The 16,535-nt window shown below is 48.6% G+C and carries 15 protein-coding genes and 1 other annotated feature; of the genes, 2 read left to right on the plus strand and 13 right to left on the minus strand.

Features of this window, described 5'->3' with window-relative positions:
- Nucleotides 1-246 precede the first annotated feature (246 nt).
- Nucleotides 247-519: a 30S ribosomal protein S20 gene (gene rpsT, locus D328_RS0125915; protein ID WP_018887959.1), complete on the plus strand. Its 273-nt coding sequence runs from the start codon at nucleotides 247-249 to the stop codon at nucleotides 517-519.
- A 107-nt stretch (nucleotides 520-626) separates the two neighbouring features.
- On the opposite strand, the gene holA is transcribed toward rpsT, so the two are convergent.
- From holA to D328_RS31695, 6 genes are all read right to left on the minus strand, one after another.
- A complete protein-coding gene (holA, locus tag D328_RS0125920) occupies nucleotides 627-1,658 on the minus strand; it encodes a DNA polymerase III subunit delta (protein WP_018887960.1) in 1,032 nt (343 codons plus the stop codon).
- A gap of 287 nt (nucleotides 1,659-1,945) precedes the next feature.
- Nucleotides 1,946-3,349, minus strand: a complete 1,404-nt coding sequence (locus D328_RS0125925) for a zf-HC2 domain-containing protein (RefSeq protein WP_018887961.1) — start codon at nucleotides 3,347-3,349, stop codon at nucleotides 1,946-1,948.
- The gene (locus D328_RS0125930) at nucleotides 3,346-3,894 is read right to left on the minus strand and encodes an RNA polymerase sigma factor (RefSeq protein WP_018887962.1); all 549 of its coding nucleotides are present in this window, start codon (nucleotides 3,892-3,894) and stop codon (nucleotides 3,346-3,348) included. The genes D328_RS0125925 and D328_RS0125930 overlap by 4 nt, the downstream gene beginning before the upstream one ends.
- A 539-nt stretch (nucleotides 3,895-4,433) precedes the next feature.
- Complete coding sequence (locus D328_RS0125935; RefSeq protein WP_018887963.1) at nucleotides 4,434-7,184, minus strand: ComEC/Rec2 family competence protein; 2,751 nt, start codon at nucleotides 7,182-7,184, stop codon at nucleotides 4,434-4,436.
- Nucleotides 7,185-7,350: 166 nt separating this feature from the next.
- Nucleotides 7,351-7,869, minus strand: coding sequence for a deoxycytidylate deaminase (locus D328_RS0125940; protein ID WP_018887964.1), 519 nt, complete (start codon nucleotides 7,867-7,869; stop codon nucleotides 7,351-7,353).
- A 58-nt stretch (nucleotides 7,870-7,927) separates the two neighbouring features.
- Nucleotides 7,928-8,530 carry a ComEA family DNA-binding protein gene (locus D328_RS31695; RefSeq protein WP_018887965.1) on the minus strand — a complete coding sequence of 201 codons (603 nt, stop codon included), beginning with the start codon at nucleotides 8,528-8,530 and terminating at the stop codon, nucleotides 7,928-7,930.
- Nucleotides 8,531-8,708: 178 nt separating this feature from the next.
- On the opposite strand from D328_RS31695, the gene comER reads away from it, so the two are divergent.
- Nucleotides 8,709-9,554 carry a late competence protein ComER gene (comER, locus tag D328_RS0125950; RefSeq protein ID WP_018887966.1) on the plus strand — a complete coding sequence of 282 codons (846 nt, stop codon included), beginning with the start codon at nucleotides 8,709-8,711 and terminating at the stop codon, nucleotides 9,552-9,554.
- On the opposite strand, the gene leuS is transcribed toward comER, so the two are convergent.
- From leuS to yhbY, 7 genes are all read right to left on the minus strand, one after another.
- Complete coding sequence (leuS, locus tag D328_RS0125955) at nucleotides 9,535-11,976, minus strand: leucine--tRNA ligase (RefSeq protein WP_018887967.1); 2,442 nt, start codon at nucleotides 11,974-11,976, stop codon at nucleotides 9,535-9,537. The genes comER and leuS overlap by 20 nt on opposite strands.
- Before the next feature lie 217 nt (nucleotides 11,977-12,193).
- Nucleotides 12,194-12,445, minus strand: a binding site (T-box leader).
- Between the two features lie 81 nt (nucleotides 12,446-12,526).
- Nucleotides 12,527-13,300, minus strand: coding sequence for a class I SAM-dependent DNA methyltransferase (locus D328_RS0125960; protein WP_018887968.1), 774 nt, complete (start codon nucleotides 13,298-13,300; stop codon nucleotides 12,527-12,529).
- A 265-nt stretch (nucleotides 13,301-13,565) separates the two neighbouring features.
- The gene (locus D328_RS0125965; RefSeq protein WP_025680340.1) at nucleotides 13,566-14,477 is read right to left on the minus strand and encodes a CvfB family protein; all 912 of its coding nucleotides are present in this window, start codon (nucleotides 14,475-14,477) and stop codon (nucleotides 13,566-13,568) included.
- Complete coding sequence (rsfS, locus tag D328_RS0125970; RefSeq protein WP_018887970.1) at nucleotides 14,474-14,821, minus strand: ribosome silencing factor; 348 nt, start codon at nucleotides 14,819-14,821, stop codon at nucleotides 14,474-14,476. Before rsfS ends, D328_RS0125965 begins: the two co-directional genes overlap by 4 nt.
- 164 nt (nucleotides 14,822-14,985) lie before the next feature.
- Nucleotides 14,986-15,585, minus strand: coding sequence for a bis(5'-nucleosyl)-tetraphosphatase (symmetrical) YqeK (gene yqeK / locus D328_RS0125975; RefSeq protein ID WP_018887971.1), 600 nt, complete (start codon nucleotides 15,583-15,585; stop codon nucleotides 14,986-14,988).
- Nucleotides 15,569-16,159, minus strand: a complete 591-nt coding sequence (nadD, locus tag D328_RS0125980) for a nicotinate-nucleotide adenylyltransferase (RefSeq protein ID WP_026281386.1) — start codon at nucleotides 16,157-16,159, stop codon at nucleotides 15,569-15,571. Before nadD ends, yqeK begins: the two co-directional genes overlap by 17 nt.
- A gap of 51 nt (nucleotides 16,160-16,210) precedes the next feature.
- The gene (gene yhbY / locus D328_RS0125985) at nucleotides 16,211-16,504 is read right to left on the minus strand and encodes a ribosome assembly RNA-binding protein YhbY (protein ID WP_018887973.1); all 294 of its coding nucleotides are present in this window, start codon (nucleotides 16,502-16,504) and stop codon (nucleotides 16,211-16,213) included.
- Between the last annotated feature and the right edge of the window lie 31 nt (nucleotides 16,505-16,535).

The raw sequence follows: 16,535 nt of genomic DNA on the forward strand, positions 1-16,535 counted from the left end.
CAGAATTAGCAAAAGGCCGTATTCATCCATTCAAATAGGTTTTGCACAAAATAATAGTTGAAAACATCGTCCATATGCCGCATAATATATTTTTATCGCATAAGCCGTGAGAAAATACAGATCATTGGGTTTGAAGTAACGTACTTATCCATGTTTTGTATTGCATTTTACATAGGCTCATGCTAAAATATTTTAAGTTGTGAAACGTTTGTGTTCATAGTAATGCCTTTACAGGAGGTGAATGGAATGCCGAACATTAAATCCGCTGTTAAACGCGTAAAAACGTCTGAAAAGCGTCGTGCGTTGAATGCTTCGCAAAAATCCGCGCTTCGTACTGCAGTTAAAGCTGCTGATACTGCGCTGGCTAGCAACGAAGTTGAAACTGCAGCTGCTGCTTTCAAAGCTGCTTCCACAAAGCTGGATAAAGCCGCTACTAAGGGCCTGATCCACAAAAACGCTGCAGCTCGCAAAAAATCCCGCTTGGCTAAAAAGTTGAACGCTCTGAAAGCTCAAGCGTAATGCGCTTCTTCATATGATGATGACAAAAATCCTGACCAGCCCGTGCTGATCAGGATTTTTTGGTTGTTTCTATAATTTTGCTACAGATGCTCGCTTGCACAGCACTCCTAAGCAGACTGACCCGTTCCTAGCTTCAGGAACAGAAGCTCAATCCCCAACACTTTATCAATCTGACCGCTCTTCATACGATAGTCCAGCTCAGCCAGCTCATGAAGCATGCTGCTAAGCTGCTGCAAGCTGAAGCGCCGCGCCTGCTCTCCAGCGATCTTCACCGCATAGGGATGAAGGCTCAGCTGTCCAGCAATCTGCTGTTGCGAATAGTTCTGGCGCATAAGCTCCTTGACCTGGAGCATGATACGGAATTGCCTTGTAATCAGCGCTGCAATCTTGATGGGCTCCTCTCTCTGCTTCAGCAACTCATAGAAGATCGCGAGCGCATTCTGAATACGCAGATTGGCCAGCTCCTCCACCATGACGAACACATTTTGTTCCGTACTTCGTGGCACAAGCTCCTCAATATCAGAGCTGCTCACAGTCCCGCCCCGTCCCGCATACAGACAAAGCTTATCAATCTCAGCAGCCAATGTCTCAAGCCCAGTGCCTGCATAACGAATTAGCAGCTCCGCTGTACTTGTGTCCAGCATGACCTGCTGTTCTTGTGCCTTATGACCGATCCATTGCAGTAGATCATCACTACCAAGCGGAGAAAAGTGCAGTACCACACCCACGCTCTTGAGCTGCTTCACAAGCTTCTTACGCTCATCCAGCTTGTCTGCATAGACCACAAAGACGATGACGCTATATTCCGCTGGCTGTTCAATGTAGCTCAGCAAAGTCTCAATCCGGTGCTCGATCTTGCTATTGTCCTTGGCAGCCGACAACAGATTGGAGTCACGCACGGTTATAAGCTTGCTCGGCACGAGAAACGGCGCCGTGTTCGCTTCCTCCACTACAGCCTCAATTGGCGTATCCGTCAGATCATATGATGCCACCGCGAACTCCTGGTGATCTGGCTCAATCATTTGCTCCTTCAGCGTATCAAGGAACTGCTTCATCTGATATTTCTCCGTACCATACAGCACATAGATCGGGGCAGTTTTTCCTTTGCGAATAGCCTGCATCGCTGATTTAACGTCCATTCCAACACCCCCACCGATTTATCCTACCAGATATCAGCTGTTGGGGAAAGAGCGCTCGCACAACAAGTCCAATATGTACAACGACTATCGACGTAATTTCACAAAGGACTGACCGCTTTTGCTGAAGGTTTATTGCAAATAATGAATGATTCAGCCCCGCTGAAAGCTTATAAATTTTATTATCTTCAAAAAAAGGCCAGCCGGGAGCTTCGCCCCCGTGCTAGCCAATACAGCATATTTGTAACTTATTCACCTAGAAATCATCGAGTCTGTGCGTAATTGTACCATTACTGACCTGCCGAACGAGGCACGGTATAGGTATATTTGCTGGTAATCCCGTCTTGCTCTGTCTCGTAAGTGAAGGTCTTGCTATCGTCAGACCAGCTACCTGATACCCATGTTCCGTTCAAGGTTCGGACCTCCATGGATACTTTGCCAGCGCCGCTATTCGTCAGTTGATACACGGTAAGCTTCTTTCCTTCAACAACAACTGAATATTGCCCGTCTGGCGAATTCGTTGCTGCCTCTCCGCTGCTACCGGTAGTTGCTGAACCTGAACCTGTATTGCCCTTGGTTGCCCCGGTATCACCAGAGCTAGGAGTACTGCCCGCATTACCAGCACTTCCAGAATTGCCAGTGTTGCTGGATGTATCCGTACTTCCGCTAGCTGGACTATCTCCTGTAATGGACATCATGAGTTCAGGATCCTCGTTAATTTGAATTTCCTGAATGAGCATGTCATTATGGCTGAATTCCTGCTGCTCAGAAGATGCCATGTCTCCGTTTGATTCCGGATTAGCTTTCGGTGCCTTATCCATAGGAGGTTCATCTGCATTGGTGCTCTCTGCCGGCTGATCCGCCTCTTGTGAGAGAAGCGATCGGCTGTTGGCACTCGACTCTTGCTGGGAGGATGAAGCAGGGTCCTCTTTCTTAGAATTCGTGGAGTCAGAGGCCGGCGAACCGCTACTCTCCTTGGAGCTTGGCTCTTCGCCTGTACGAGCAGACCTTTCGGCTTGAGAATTATCTCCTGCTGATGACTGGGCTGGCTGCGATTTATCATCCGATGGCGGGGCTTCATTTTGTGCAGGCTGATCGCCATTTTCCTGCTCCACAGCTTCGCCCGTTGACTCCTTGGCCTTCACGTCTTCATCTGCAGGTGACGTGGAATTTATATCGTCGGATACGGAGGGCTCCTGCGCAGAACCACTTCCGTTACTCGTCTCCATCAGTCCTTTGTCTTCCTGCTGCAATTGGCTTGACATAACATCTGCATTTTGGAGTTCTTGAGGTTGGTAGGTCATCACGACGATTCCAAGTACAGCCGCTGCAGCGGCTACGCCGATCGTAACTCGTCCACCTGTGCGATTCCACCATGGAAGTGGTCTGCTACGTTTCATACCGCTTGGCTCTTGCTGAGCAGACATTGGTTTCATTTCCTGCAATGTACTACTCTGTTCCTTGCGAGCTTCGTCGATCGCATCCAGCTGAGGCATGATAGCATCGACCAGACTGAACTTGGGCGTGACGGCAGGCAGCTGCTCTAGCTCTTGGGACAACGCCTGCAGAATTTCGAACTTCTCTGCACAGTCATCACACTGGGCTATATGTTTCAACAGCTGTACCGACTCATCTTCGCCCAGATCATGATCAACATAACGCTGCATCCAGTCCATCACATCATCGCATTTCATCCTGATACACCACCTTTCTGATATTCTTGGAGCAGCCCCTGAAGCTGCTGTCTTGCACGGTACAAATAAGATTTGACGGTATTCAAAGGCAGATCAAGTGCATCGGCAATTTCGTTGTAAGAAAAATCCTGAAGATAACGGAGCACAACAACCGTACGATGATGCTCGGGCAGCAGGTTAATCGCTTCTCGAACATCCTGTGCCATATAGGTCGTTAGCACCTCAGCCTCCACGTTTTGCGAATCACTAAATACTAATTCATGCTCATCCATGGACACCGATGGCTTTGTGCGCCTGAATTTGTCAATACATATATTCGTCACTATGCGCTGCACCCACGTCTTGAACTGGGCTTTCTCTTCGTAGGAGTTGATCTTGGAATAAATCCGGATCAGTGCCTCCTGAGCAGCGTCCATAGCATCATGCTCATTATTCAGGATATAATAGGCAGTTCGATATACATGCTGTTCTATTTCTCTTAAAAGGGTAACTAGTGCGTCGCGATCGCCAGATTGAGCAGCTCTGATGAGCTCCTGCTCTACCACAAGGGATCCCCCTCTCCTTGTTAATATTACAGACGGATTCAGATTTTAGATTGTTGCACCCGAACTCTGTATTTTTTCATTTTGTTAAGAGTAATTATTGGAAATACCTTGGCTGCAGAGCCTTATTTTTCAGGTTCCCACAATTGGCTATACCTGGGGTACTACACATCAACAAGAGGCTTCTCTAATAAGAACATACTGTCGATTGCATTCCACAGAATTACGCCCCAAGAACAGCCTGGATCAAATGGGTAGCAGCCCTACAGGACCTATGTATGAAGGGACACATTTCAGGACCCATGAACTAATAGTAACATATGTCGATAAGCTCAGTCAGTCTGAGCCGCACTCTATTATATTCCAGCTAGCTCAATAGAAAATAGCATATTATCCGAACAAAATGGCCCTACGGAAAGCTTATCTAAGAATAACAGAAAAAAGAAGACTAGTCACCTGTGACGAGCTTGAGCAGCATCTGATCGCCACCTGGTTGCCAACTGCTCCGCTACCTTTCCCTAATCGCGACATTTCTACTACAACTACTGTACAAGCTTATGGCGGTATTCCAGAAAGCCGTCCTTGGCTCTGAACTGAACCTCCCCCATAAGATCCGTCCTGAAAATACGCGATCCATAGGATTCTATTCGCTTCAGCACCTGCTCATTTGGATGACCATATGCATTGTTGACCCCTGCTGATATGACAGCATTGCGAGGCTTCCAATAGGAAAGCCACTCCATACTTGTAGATGTCCTGCTTCCATGATGAGCAACTTTCAGTACATCAATCATGTTCGATGGTATCATCGTATGCCCCTCCTTCTGCATCAGTGCTTCAACCATACTCTTCTCCACAGACGTTACCGTATCTCCGGTCAAGAGGAAGGAGGCTCCCCCCATTTCAAGGTAGAATACTACGGATTCGACATTCTGTTCTTTTCGGGTAGGTACCTCTTCTCCTCGCATGTCAGGGGCCAAGAATCGGAGATTCGTATGAGAATCTGGTTCCAAGGTAAGACCATTATACGCTGAATATATAGGAATCTGCTTGGCAAGCGCCAATGTAATCAGTTGGTCAGGAGCTTTCCCCGTTAATGTTCCATTAAATATAAAAGCTTTAACGGGGATCTGCTCCAGCACCGCCCTCATCCCTCCAGCATGATCTTCATCACCATGAGTGACGATCACGGCTTCCAGTTGATGTACACCTCTTTGCTTTAACAGAGGTACGACCGTTTGCGCTCCAACTTCATAAGGCTTTTTCCTCTTTCTCCAGGCATTTTTACCCTGCGCAAAGTCCATCGTCCCACCGGCATCAACCAATATATGCTTGCCTGCTGGTGTCGTAATCAGAATACTATCGCCCTGACCCACATCCAGAAATTGCACCAGACCCGCACCGCCATAAGTCGGTGTCTGATATCCCATCACCAGCAAGATAATGAATGATAGCAATGTGAGTGTTAGACGGATATAAGCGCCTTTAGTCATTCGATTCCTGGCATAAGCAGCCGCTGATGGACGCCATGTCACGGACCATTCCGGGACAGCCGCAAGCGGCAACGATGACACGGCATTAACTGCCCCCGCATGTGTAGGCCGGCGGGAATGGAACAAAGAACGAACCCATCCATATCGCTCATTGGATTGGGAGAGAGGAGCTGTCATATCTTGACTGTGCGAGTTTAATGATCTGTATGCATCGATCCATCTCATCAACAGACGCAACAGAGCATACAGGATCACAAAATAAGCACAGAGCCAGGGAAGAGAAACAGAAGGCCAGATGTTCACCGCACCTCCATAACCGTTCACCCATTCAATGATGACAAAGCTTAATTCATTCAGCTTCTCGGCAGGCCATACCACAATCACCGCAGCTGGTTGCCACACGAAGCCAAGCAAGAGGGCTGCAGCACCTAAAGGCATCACTATGGAGGTTATTACGGGCACCAAGGCAAAATTCGCAGCAAGTGACAGCAGAGAAAATTGATTAAAGTAGTATATGGTTAACGGAAAGGAAACCAGTTGAGCGGTAATAGTCACCGAAGCAGCTCCTCCAATGCTCTCCTTCCAGCTACGGAACAGCGGCCGCAGAATAGGACCGTAGATCATTAAGCCAGCGGTCACAAGAAAAGAGAGTTGAAAGCTTACACTAAGAAGGAAATAGGGTTCCCATAGAAGCATGACGAGAGCAGCTGCACATAATATATTCAGACCATCCTTCAGAATCCCCTTCCTGGCTGCATATAGTCCAAGCATCGCCATTATACCTGCTCGAACAACTGATGGTGATCCACCAGAAATCAGTACATAACCAGGGACAACCAATAACATCAGCAATAAAGTATGCTCACGTGGAAGCCTGATCAATTTGCATAAGAAGGATAGTCCCGCTGTAAATACAGCAACATGCATACCAGAAATCGCTAGCACATGTGTCAATCCCAACTGAGTGAATTCATCATATACTCCAGCATCCATATCCTCTGTCACGCCAAGTACAAGGCTCTTCATATAGCCTGATTGAACAGTGCTTGTAAAGACTGAGTCCATCTGTCCGCCCAGTTTATTTCTGAGGGCATCATTCCAACGTAGCAGTGTATGTTGATTCCAGCCTGATGGTGATGTAACGCTCGCTGCACTAATTCCATTTGCTTTCACTATCCAGTGTATTCTCTGCGTATGTAGATACCTTCTATAATCGAATCCACCAAAATTTCTAGCAGGAGAGGGTTGCTTCAAGGTCCCTTGCAAGCGAATCAGGTCTCCTCTTTGCCATTGGTTAGCAATGGACTGTTCCTCTACAGCTGCCAATCTAATTTGTACCAGGACAAGTTCACCTAAAGCTTGTGGTTGAGTCTGGTCAGCGGCCTGAATCTGGCTCATTTTCATCTGAAATTGCACCCGATCTCCATCAATCTTCAGCGCAGAGGCTATATTGCCTTCAATGACAACGGCTTGATCTTCAACTGCCAATTGAGCTTCAACTACAGATTCCCCCTGTTCAGTCGCCGAAATGGCAGACTCCAGTACCGTATGATGAAATATGGATGGTATCTGACTGGAATTGTGGCTGTCATTCCATTCCCAGTATAATCCGCCAATCGTCAGTGTTACCCATAGCAATAAGCCTCTTTGCACGGGGATACGCACGATTAGTAGTACTGCAGCCAGTACTATCGACAATCCGATCCAGATCAGGAGCAGCTCACGTCCAGAATACATACAAGCGATTGCATTGCCAACAATCCAACTCACGGTCACGCATACCAAGAGTCTTCGTTGCATGGTACACCTCCCTTTCTTATGCTGACGATAGCTATGCAACAAAAAAGGAACCTCTGGGCGACATATCGTCGCTCAGAGGTTCCTCCTCTAATATAAATAGCAGTGTATTCTTGCATCCTACAGCCCTTTGCCTGTAGTCATACAACTTTAGCCTCTCGTTACCTGTCTAATCCTGAATCTTCATCAGAGTCTCTTGCGGAGGGTGATAGTCCACTATTTGCCGAAAGGCAATCCCTTTTTGCTCCATTAGCTGCTGTACCTTCCGCGTATCCTTTGGATATGGCCTGTGATAGATAACTTCCACAATACCGCTATTCGCCAGCATGTTGGAGCAGGTCCAACATGGCTCATCCGTCACATATACGGTCGACCCTTCTCGGTCAGAGCGGTCTGTGAATAGTAGCAGGTTCTGCTCAGCATGAATTGTGCGGATACACCGCTGTTTCTTTACATGCTCCTCATTCCCGTCAACCATAACCAATTCGATTTCCTCCGAAATCATACAGCCAGCTTCCGAGCAATCCGGCACGCCAGAGGGAGCTCCATTATATGCTGTTCCGAGTAGCTTCTTGCCTTGTACCAATACAGCACCTACATGACGGCGTGAGCACCTGGAGCGTGTAGATACCATATAGGCAATGTCCATAAAATACGTATCCCAATCTTTTCGTATCGTTAAGCTCATATTCATTCGCTCTCCTGTAGCAGGAATAGATATACATCATCATCAAGTCAAGCCGTAATTACAGACCGACGTATGGCTTCATCTTCTCCAGCATTTTCGGACCAATTCCCTTCACATTCTCCAGATCCTCAACTTGTCTGAAGGCACCGTGCTGTGTCCGATAATCCATAATAGCCTGCGCTTTTTTCTCGCCTATGCCCGGAAGCTCCATCAACTGAGCGAGCGACGCTGTATTCACATTTATTTTGCCATCTGCAATAACATTAACACCCAGCTCTGTAGGAGAAGTTTCCGTTATCGTAGCCGTGTTCTGTACAGCTTCTTTCGCTCCCGCTGCTTCACCAACTATTATAGACGGAGTCGGGTGCTCACCCTTATCAGAATTATTGGCTTCCTGAGCTTTGGGTTCTATCTGCTCCTCGGCAGTATTCATGGTCGAGGTTACCGACGGAGTAACCGAAGAGTTTTGCGACAGAGACCTGGCTTCCGCTACAGGCAATCCGTTGTCGGAGGATTGTTCAAGCTGCCGCTCAAGTTGCTGATTCAGAGGCTTCCATACTTCCTCATGCGGCTTCTCGCCTCCAGAGAATAAAATAAACCCACTGCCGAGTACAGCTAGTACAGCAGCGGCTAATGTCGTTCCTCGCTTCAAGCCTGTCATCCTTTCTCGTCCTCATATGTAAGTTCCATCCTGCAATGTCCAGTCTATAGTCTGCTCCCTTTTTCAATCCAATCCTGAATTCCTTCATAAACATGACATGTTGGCCAAGACTGGATGCATATACTCTGAAGAATGACTATGCCTACACCTTTACAGTATGAAAGGAGGACGTTGAACGATGAAAGTGGGATTTATCGGGACCGGAAGCATGGGAAGCCTGCTCATTGACGCCTTTATAGCAGCGGGTGCTCTCACACCGCAGCAAATCATGGCGAGCAGCCGCACCACGACTAAAGTCTTGGAACTAGCTGAACGCCATCACGGTCTTCATGTCTCATGGAGTAACCGTGAAACAGCCGACTTCAGTGATATATTATTCATTTGTGTCAAGCCCCTTGAATACAAATGTGTCCTGGATGAGATTAAGGACCTCATATCTCCTGAACAAATTGTTATATCCATTACAAGTCCGTTACAGCTTGTTCATCTTGAAAAGGAGCTTCCCGCCAAAATCAGCAAAATCATACCCAGCATCACAAATCTCACCAGAAGAGGGTCCTCTCTCTGTGTACACGGTGAGCGAATGAGTGAACAGGATTGTGCTGTCGTCGAGAAGCTGATGTCCTTCATCAGCAGACCTGTACGTATTCAAGAGCAGCACACCCGTGTCGCTTCTGACTTCGCCAGTTGCGGTCCTGCGTTCCTTGCTTACTTTCTACAGGAATGGATTCAAGCAGCCACAGAAGCAACTGGTGTGGATTCACAGACACTATGCCTACTGGCTGGAGAGATGCTTATCGGTACAGGCAAGCTATTGCAAGAGGAGGGATTCACTCCCGCTGAGCTGCAAGCACGGGTGTCCGTGCCTGGCGGCATTACAGCGGAAGCGCTCCGTGTCCTCAGCATGAGTCTGGACAGTGTATTTCCTGAACTGACCCGGACAACTCACACGAAGTATGATGAGGATGTACAGAAGCTTGATGCGCTATTCGGCGACAGCTCCATTAACCAGCAACGATATTGACAAGCTTGGCTGGAACTGCGATGATCTTGCGAATCGTCTTGCCAGCAAGCGCCTCTGTCACGGACTCCAGTGAGAGGGCATGCTCCTCCAGTCCTTTGGCATCCAGCTCCTTGGAGACCGTTGTACGCTGTACAATTTTCCCGTTGATCTGAATGACAATCTCCACCTCGGCGTCAATAGCCCAAGCTGCATCATACTGCGGCCAGGCCACATACGTGATGCTCTCTTGATGCCCCAAGCGCTCCCACAGCTCTTCAGCAATATGCGGAGCCAGCGGGGAGAGTAACTGCAAGAAGTTCTCCATCGCGGCACGAGGCAACGTCTCAGCCTTGTATGCATCATTGATAAAGATCATGAGCTGGCTGATGGCGGTATTGAAGCGCAGATGCTCCATGTCCTCCGTAACCTTCTTCACAGTCTTGTGCCATGTGCGTCTGAACTCATCACTGCCGACTTCGTCAGTAATCTTGTCATTCAGCTCACCAGCGTCAGTAATGAACAGACGCCATACACGAGAAAGGAAACGATGGATTCCCTCTACGCCCTTTTCATTCCAAGGCTTGGTAGCTTCCAATGGACCCATAAACATTTCATATACACGTAATGTATCCGCACCGTAGGCGTTAACAATATCATCAGGGTTAATAACATTTCCACGGGACTTACTCATCTTCTCATTGTTGTCGCCCAGAATCATACCCTGGTTAACGAGCTTATGGAAAGGCTCCTTCGTCTCAACCACACCGATATCATACAGCACCTTATGCCAAAAACGAGCATAGAGCAAATGCAAGACCGCGTGCTCAGCACCGCCAATATACAAGTCAACAGGCAGCCATTCGCGCTGCTTCTCCTTGGAGACAAGCTCCTTATCATTGTGTGGATCAATGTAGCGCAGGTAATACCAACAGCTTCCAGCCCATTGCGGCATCGTGTTGGTCTCACGCCGTGCCTTCATACCCGTCTCTGGGTCAACAGTCTCTACCCATTCCTTCACATTCGCCAGCGGAGATTCTCCCGTTCCCGACGGCTTGATCTGCTCCACATCTGGCAGAACAAGTGGAAGCTGATCCTCAGGCACCGTCTTCATTGATCCATCCTCAAGATGGAGCACAGGAATCGGCTCTCCCCAATAACGTTGACGGCTGAACAGCCAGTCACGCAGACGATAGGTGACCTTGCCAGTTCCTACGCCTTGCTCCTCCAGCCAGGCAATCATGGCTGCAATGGCTTCTTCATTCTTCATGCCATTCAGGAATTCCGAGTTCACATGCTCTCCATCGCCCGCATAGGCTTCCTGAGTGATGTCTCCGCCAGACACGACTTCTACAATATCGAGATTGAACTGCTTAGCGAATTCCCAGTCACGTGTATCGTGCCCAGGCACAGCCATAATTGCCCCAGTACCATAGCCAGCCAGTACATAATCAGCAATCCAGATCGGGAGCTTCTTGCCGTTAACCGGGTTAATAGCATAAGCTCCTGTGAATACACCCGTCTTCTCCTTGGCCAAATCCGTACGTTCCAGATCACTCTTGTGCGCTGCCTTATCCACGTATTGCTGCACCGCATCCTTGTATTCCGTTGAAGTAATTTGCGCCACAAGCTCCTGCTCTGGAGCCAATACGCAATAGCTTGCGCCGAAAAGTGTATCCGGACGAGTAGTAAATACTGTAAGCTGTGCATCATGTCCATCGATAGCAAAGGTAACCTCTGCTCCTGTGGACTTGCCGATCCAGTTACGTTGCATGTCCTTGATGCTCTCGGACCAATCAAGCTCCTCCAGATCCTCCAGCAGTCGCTCAGCATATGCCGTAATCTTCAACATCCACTGACGCATCGGCTTACGAATGACCGGATGACCTCCGCGCTCACTCTTGCCGTCGATAACCTCTTCATTTGCCAACACCGTGCCCAGGGCTGGACACCAGTTCACCGGAACCTCAGCCACATAGGCCAAGCCCCGCTTATAAAGCTGAATAAAGATCCATTGCGTCCATTTGTAATAATCCGGGTCCGTCGTGCTGAACTCACGATCCCAATCATACGAGAAGCCCAGAGACTTAATCTGACGGCGGAAGTTATTGATGTTCTTCACGGTAATGTCCCGTGGATGCTCTCCAGTATCCAGTGCGTGCTGCTCAGCAGGCAGACCGAAGGCATCCCAACCCATAGGGTGAAGTACATTGTAGCCCTTCATCCGCTTGTATCTCGATACTATATCTGTAGCTGTATACCCTTCTGGATGGCCTACATGAAGCCCTGCGCCCGAAGGATACGGGAACATATCCAGTGCGTAGAATTTAGGCTTACCAGCCTCTTCTCCGGTACGGAAGGTATGGTTGTCCTCCCAATAAGTCTGCCATTTCGGTTCAAGCTGCTGTGGCTGATAGCCGTGCTTCGGCTGTGTCGTGTCGCTCATCTTATTTCCTCCTCCAACAATGTACACTTACTCTTGTCGCATGACAGGCCGTACTCACTGAAATTCAGAACAAATTACGTCTATCGACGTACTTCCCCTGAAGACAGACCTCATTTTGCGCAAATTTTTCTCGATGATCGAGTGGTTCAGCTCCTCTGGAAACCTTAAATACCCTATCATCTATAAAAAAAACCTCTACATCCCTAGCGTGTTCAGCGCTAGGGACGAGAGGTTGAATTCCCGTGGTACCACCCTAGTTAGCGTCCAGCGTGCTTCGCTGTTCGCTCCCTTTACACCTGATAACGGCGGTGCGCCGATACGATTTACTGACATGCACAGTGAAAATCTGTGCCTGCGTTGACCGTATATCTCCGAGGCGAGTTCATTCATTACTGACAATCGACTTGCACCATACGCCGACTCTCTGCTATGTCCAGTGTGAATTACTAATCCTCATCATGGATTACCTATGCTATAGTGCCTCACGTTAGACAGCACTAATTTTCGCCTTATTATAGTTGAAAAGTATCCATAAAGTCAATCAATTCGATCACTTTACAGCAACAAAGAACAGACGAGCCGTCTCTTCATCCGGTTGCTTCCATTCGAAATCCGCATACATATGTACTTCGCGAAACCCTGCCTGCAGGAGTGCACTCTTCATCCAATCAGGATCATAGGCACGCTGTAGATGAATCTCCTCGAACCGCTGGTACAGATCCCCGTGCTTGTCGTCCGTTCTGGCAAAAATGCTCAGATGATGCTCGATCTCGCAGGTAGCCTCCTCCAGCTCACAGGTCCATATATAAGAAATGGATTTATCATCCAGCACAAAGGGCTGCTCTTCATCATAACGCCTGAACGTACGGGGATGGTGCACGTCAAAGAGGAAAGTGCCGCCTTCCTTGAGACCAGCATAGGTCTGGGCAAAGGTAGCACGAATATCATCCTCCTGCAGCAGATAGTTCAGGCAATCACAAAAGGATATTACCGTATCAACTGACTCTGGAAGCGTCCAGTCCCGCATATCTTGTTGCAGCCAGCGAATACTCCCTTGCCTGAAGAGACGCTGTCCTTGCGGGGTGTTCTCCATCTTCTGCCGAGCTACGGCGAGCATATCTGAGGACAAGTCAATTCCCGCAACCTCGAAGCCAGAGTGGACCAAGGGAATCGTAATGGCACCCGTACCGCAGCCGAGTTCGGCCACAGTATGGGGCATTCCATATCGATCCCAGGCCTCTCTAGCAAAACGAAGCCAGTCCGGATAAGGCATATCCTCCATTAATTCGTCATACACATAGGCAAATTTTCGGTATGAAGCCATATTACACCGCACTTTCTATACCTTCTCCAAGCTGGTTGGCTTGGGGAGCTTCATTTCGTTTCATTGGCATTCATCATACGGAAGGCCCAATCCTCATATCAGCGCCGTCAAGTCCAAATGGTGCTTCAGGATGAACCGCTGATTCTACAGCATTCCTCTGCCTGCACATTATTCGCACTTCATGTCAACAGCTGATATTTCAGATCGAGCCTAAAATAAACAATATATAACATCTCCTGTATGACAGTGACTGCGTAACCGTAAGTTATGAATCCTGCCCTTTGCCTTCCTTCTTCGGCAGCCTGTCCTTCAGGTAAGTCCAATTCTCCTCCTGAACGACGATGCCTTCTTTCATGAGCTTGCCGATCGCTCGCTTGAACGCCGATTTACTAATTCCAAACCGTTGCTTGATGATATCCGGAGGAGTCATATCGGAATACGGCATACCGCCACCTGGACGTTCCTTCAAGAAAGCAAGCAGGCGTTCCGAGTCTTCATCCCTGCCAATTTCCTTGCGCGGAGCCATAGCCAGATTAACTCTTCCATCCTCCCGTACATGCGTAACCCGTACTTTAACCTGCTCACCAAGACGAAGCAAGCGGCTCCGTTCGGAGGAGTGGATCATACCAATGGCTCCGAATCCAAGCACCCCACCATCTACCAGAACAAAAGTCCCCATCTGTAATGGCTTGTACACGGTGGCTTCGACCCAGGTATTTACCCAGGATTGAGGGGCATGGAATGCCCGCGGTGCCAGCTCTTGTTCACCGGCTAGCTTTGCCCGTAGACGCCCTTGTTTGTCATGCTCCATAATCGCGAATACATAATCACCGACCTTCGGATGAAGATCCTTGTTCTCAGGTAGTTCACGGATTGGTAGTAACAATTGGCGTCCAAGGCCCATCTCCAGGAAGCAGCCCAGGCGCGGGTGAATATCCGCCACCTGTAGCTTGGCCATCTCGCCTAACGTCAAGTAAGGCTTTTTCATCGTTGCTGCAATGCGATCTTCCGTATCATAGAAAATAAAGACGTCCAGACGCTCCCCAATCTCAATCTCGCGGGTCAGCTCTGTGTAATGCAAGAGCACATCCTGAGCACCAACGCTGAGAAAATACCCATAAGGGGAGACCTCACGGTCTACCATAATATTGGCATAGGTTCCAGCTGTCAGCATCATACGGTCTCCACGACTTTGGCATCCGACCAGAGCCGCTCAATATTATAATATTCACGTTCGTCCCGGTGGAACACATGTACGATGACATCGCCAAGATCTACCAACACCCAACGTGCTGAATCCATACCTTCTATTCCCTTAACTACGCCTCCTGCTTGCTGCGCTTGCTTCTTAATCTCGGTAACAATCGCCTGCACCTGAGTGTCAGAATTACCGTGGCAAATTACAAAATAATCTGCTACAAGCGAGATTCCACGCAAATCCAGTGCTACGATATTCATTGCCTTCTTATCATCTGCCGCCGCTACTGCAAGCTGCATAATTTGATCCGCTGCTACTGCCATTCACACGCCTCCAATAATCATTTATTGATGTGCTGCTTCATATTTAAACGCCTACATGCCTGAATCATATATCCAGCCAACAGTTTTCTTTTATGTTACTTTAATAACGAACACATCCACATATTCATGGACTCTCTTCCAATTCACTTGATAGCCATTAGTCATCATTTATTATTGTTATGGTCTTTAACAGACTTAAGCTGGAGCAGTAGGTCATTCCGGGTTAGCACCGTCTGTGGATAGATGACCTTCCCTTGCTGCAGAAGATGTGAGATGGTGTTATCCAGTCCAGCTACGAGAGCCTCCTCCAGGCTGTGCTGAGCCAGCTCACGAATCCGTTCCACACCTGGAAAGTCACGACCAGGCTCCATATAATCAGCCAGACAGACGATCTTGTCCAGCAAGCTCATTCCAACACGGCCTGATGTATGCCAACGTATGGCATTCAGCACTTCGGAGTCCTCTACGCCATAATCACGCCGGGCTACGATATAGCCTACCTCGGAATGCCACAGCTGCTTCTCATGCTGCAGTAGCTCCCGGTCAGCCTCCGGACTATCCATAATGACAGCCTCCATGTCCTTGACTGGCCAGTATTTGGCTACGTCATGCAGGATCGCTGCCAGCTCCGCCTTCTGTGCATCTCCACCATAGCGAAGGGCCAACAGGACAGAGGTCTCCATAACTCCAAGGGTATGCTGCCAGCGCTTCTGGGGCATTTGTACAGAGACCTTCTCCATTAGCTTCTCACGGCTGTAATTCATACATACGCCCCTTCCTTATATATTCATACACGGATTCAGGGATCATATAACGTACGGAGTGCCCTGTCGCAAGTCGTTCCCGAATATCTGTAGAGGAAATATCCACGACTGGCATATCAGCAAGTAGAACCTTGTTATGCAGGAAGGGAGGTAGTAAATCCAGCGCCAGCTCGAACCCCGGTCTTCTGAGCCCGATAAAAGTTATTCTGGAGGCCAGCTCCTCAATTTGCTCCCACGCCGCGAGATAGTTCACCATATCCGCTCCGATGATGAAATAGAAGTCCTTGTCAGGATGAAGCTCCTGTAGTGCCCGAATGGTATCGATCGTGTAGCTTACTCCTCCACGCCGAATCTCCAGATCCAGCACCTCAAATGCAGAATTACAGGCCACAGCCTCCCGTGTCATAGCCAGACGCTGCTCTCCAGTTGCACCTGCTGCCCGCTTGTGCGGTGGAATATGAGAGGGCATGAACCAGATTTGATCTAGTGCGTAGCCATCTCTCGCCGCTTCAGCAGCCAGCATATGACCGATATGAATCGGGTCGAACGTACCGCCCATTATACCGACTTTCATAGCATCACCTTTGTCTGTCATCTAGTTCAGTATTTTGCAATGCAAAATTACTCAGTTAGGAAGCTGGATCTCCTTGTGATCACGAGATTCCTTATACAGAATAATCGTCCCGCCGATGATCTGCACGAGCTCTGCTCCTGTGCCTTCGACCAGCTCCTTGGCGATATCCTGCTTGTCTTCCAGACAGTTATTCAGAATGGATATCTTCATCAGCTCCCGCTTCTCAATGGCATCATTGATATGGCGGAAAAGATGCTCGTTGGTTCCCCCTTTGCCGACCTGAAAGATCGGATCAAGGTGATGCGCCATAGAGCGCAGATATCTCTTTTGTTTACCAGTTAACATAATTATTGTACTCCTTCATAGCTTCGTCTGC

It is taken from the genome of Paenibacillus massiliensis 2301065 = DSM 16942, assembly GCF_000377505.1.
In the GTDB taxonomy this organism is placed as follows: Bacteria; Bacillota; Bacilli; order Paenibacillales; family Paenibacillaceae; genus Paenibacillus; species Paenibacillus massiliensis.

What these genes read in the sequence shown, in the direction of transcription:
- D328_RS0125965 (WP_025680340.1), bottom strand. Translation starts at nt 14,477, where the DNA reads ATGATGCTGACAGCTGGAACCTATGCCAATATTATGGTAGACCGTGAG.
- D328_RS0125935 (WP_018887963.1), bottom strand. Translation starts at nt 7,184, where the DNA reads ATGCAACGAAGACTCTTGGTATGCGTGACCGTGAGTTGGATTGTTGGC.
- holA (WP_018887960.1), bottom strand. Translation starts at nt 1,658, where the DNA reads ATGGACGTTAAATCAGCGATGCAGGCTATTCGCAAAGGAAAAACTGCC.
- nadD (WP_026281386.1), bottom strand. Translation starts at nt 16,159, where the DNA reads ATGAAAGTCGGTATAATGGGCGGTACGTTCGACCCGATTCATATCGGT.
- yqeK (WP_018887971.1), bottom strand. Translation starts at nt 15,585, where the DNA reads ATGAATTACAGCCGTGAGAAGCTAATGGAGAAGGTCTCTGTACAAATG.
- rpsT (WP_018887959.1), top strand. Translation starts at nt 247, where the DNA reads ATGCCGAACATTAAATCCGCTGTTAAACGCGTAAAAACGTCTGAAAAG.
- yhbY (WP_018887973.1), bottom strand. Translation starts at nt 16,504, where the DNA reads ATGTTAACTGGTAAACAAAAGAGATATCTGCGCTCTATGGCGCATCAC.
- rsfS (WP_018887970.1), bottom strand. Translation starts at nt 14,821, where the DNA reads ATGGCAGTAGCAGCGGATCAAATTATGCAGCTTGCAGTAGCGGCGGCA.
- D328_RS0125940 (WP_018887964.1), bottom strand. Translation starts at nt 7,869, where the DNA reads ATGAGCTTAACGATACGAAAAGATTGGGATACGTATTTTATGGACATT.
- comER (WP_018887966.1), top strand. Translation starts at nt 8,709, where the DNA reads ATGAAAGTGGGATTTATCGGGACCGGAAGCATGGGAAGCCTGCTCATT.
- D328_RS31695 (WP_018887965.1), bottom strand. Translation starts at nt 8,530, where the DNA reads ATGACAGGCTTGAAGCGAGGAACGACATTAGCCGCTGCTGTACTAGCT.
- D328_RS0125925 (WP_018887961.1), bottom strand. Translation starts at nt 3,349, where the DNA reads ATGAAATGCGATGATGTGATGGACTGGATGCAGCGTTATGTTGATCAT.
- D328_RS0125960 (WP_018887968.1), bottom strand. Translation starts at nt 13,300, where the DNA reads ATGGCTTCATACCGAAAATTTGCCTATGTGTATGACGAATTAATGGAG.
- leuS (WP_018887967.1), bottom strand. Translation starts at nt 11,976, where the DNA reads ATGAGCGACACGACACAGCCGAAGCACGGCTATCAGCCACAGCAGCTT.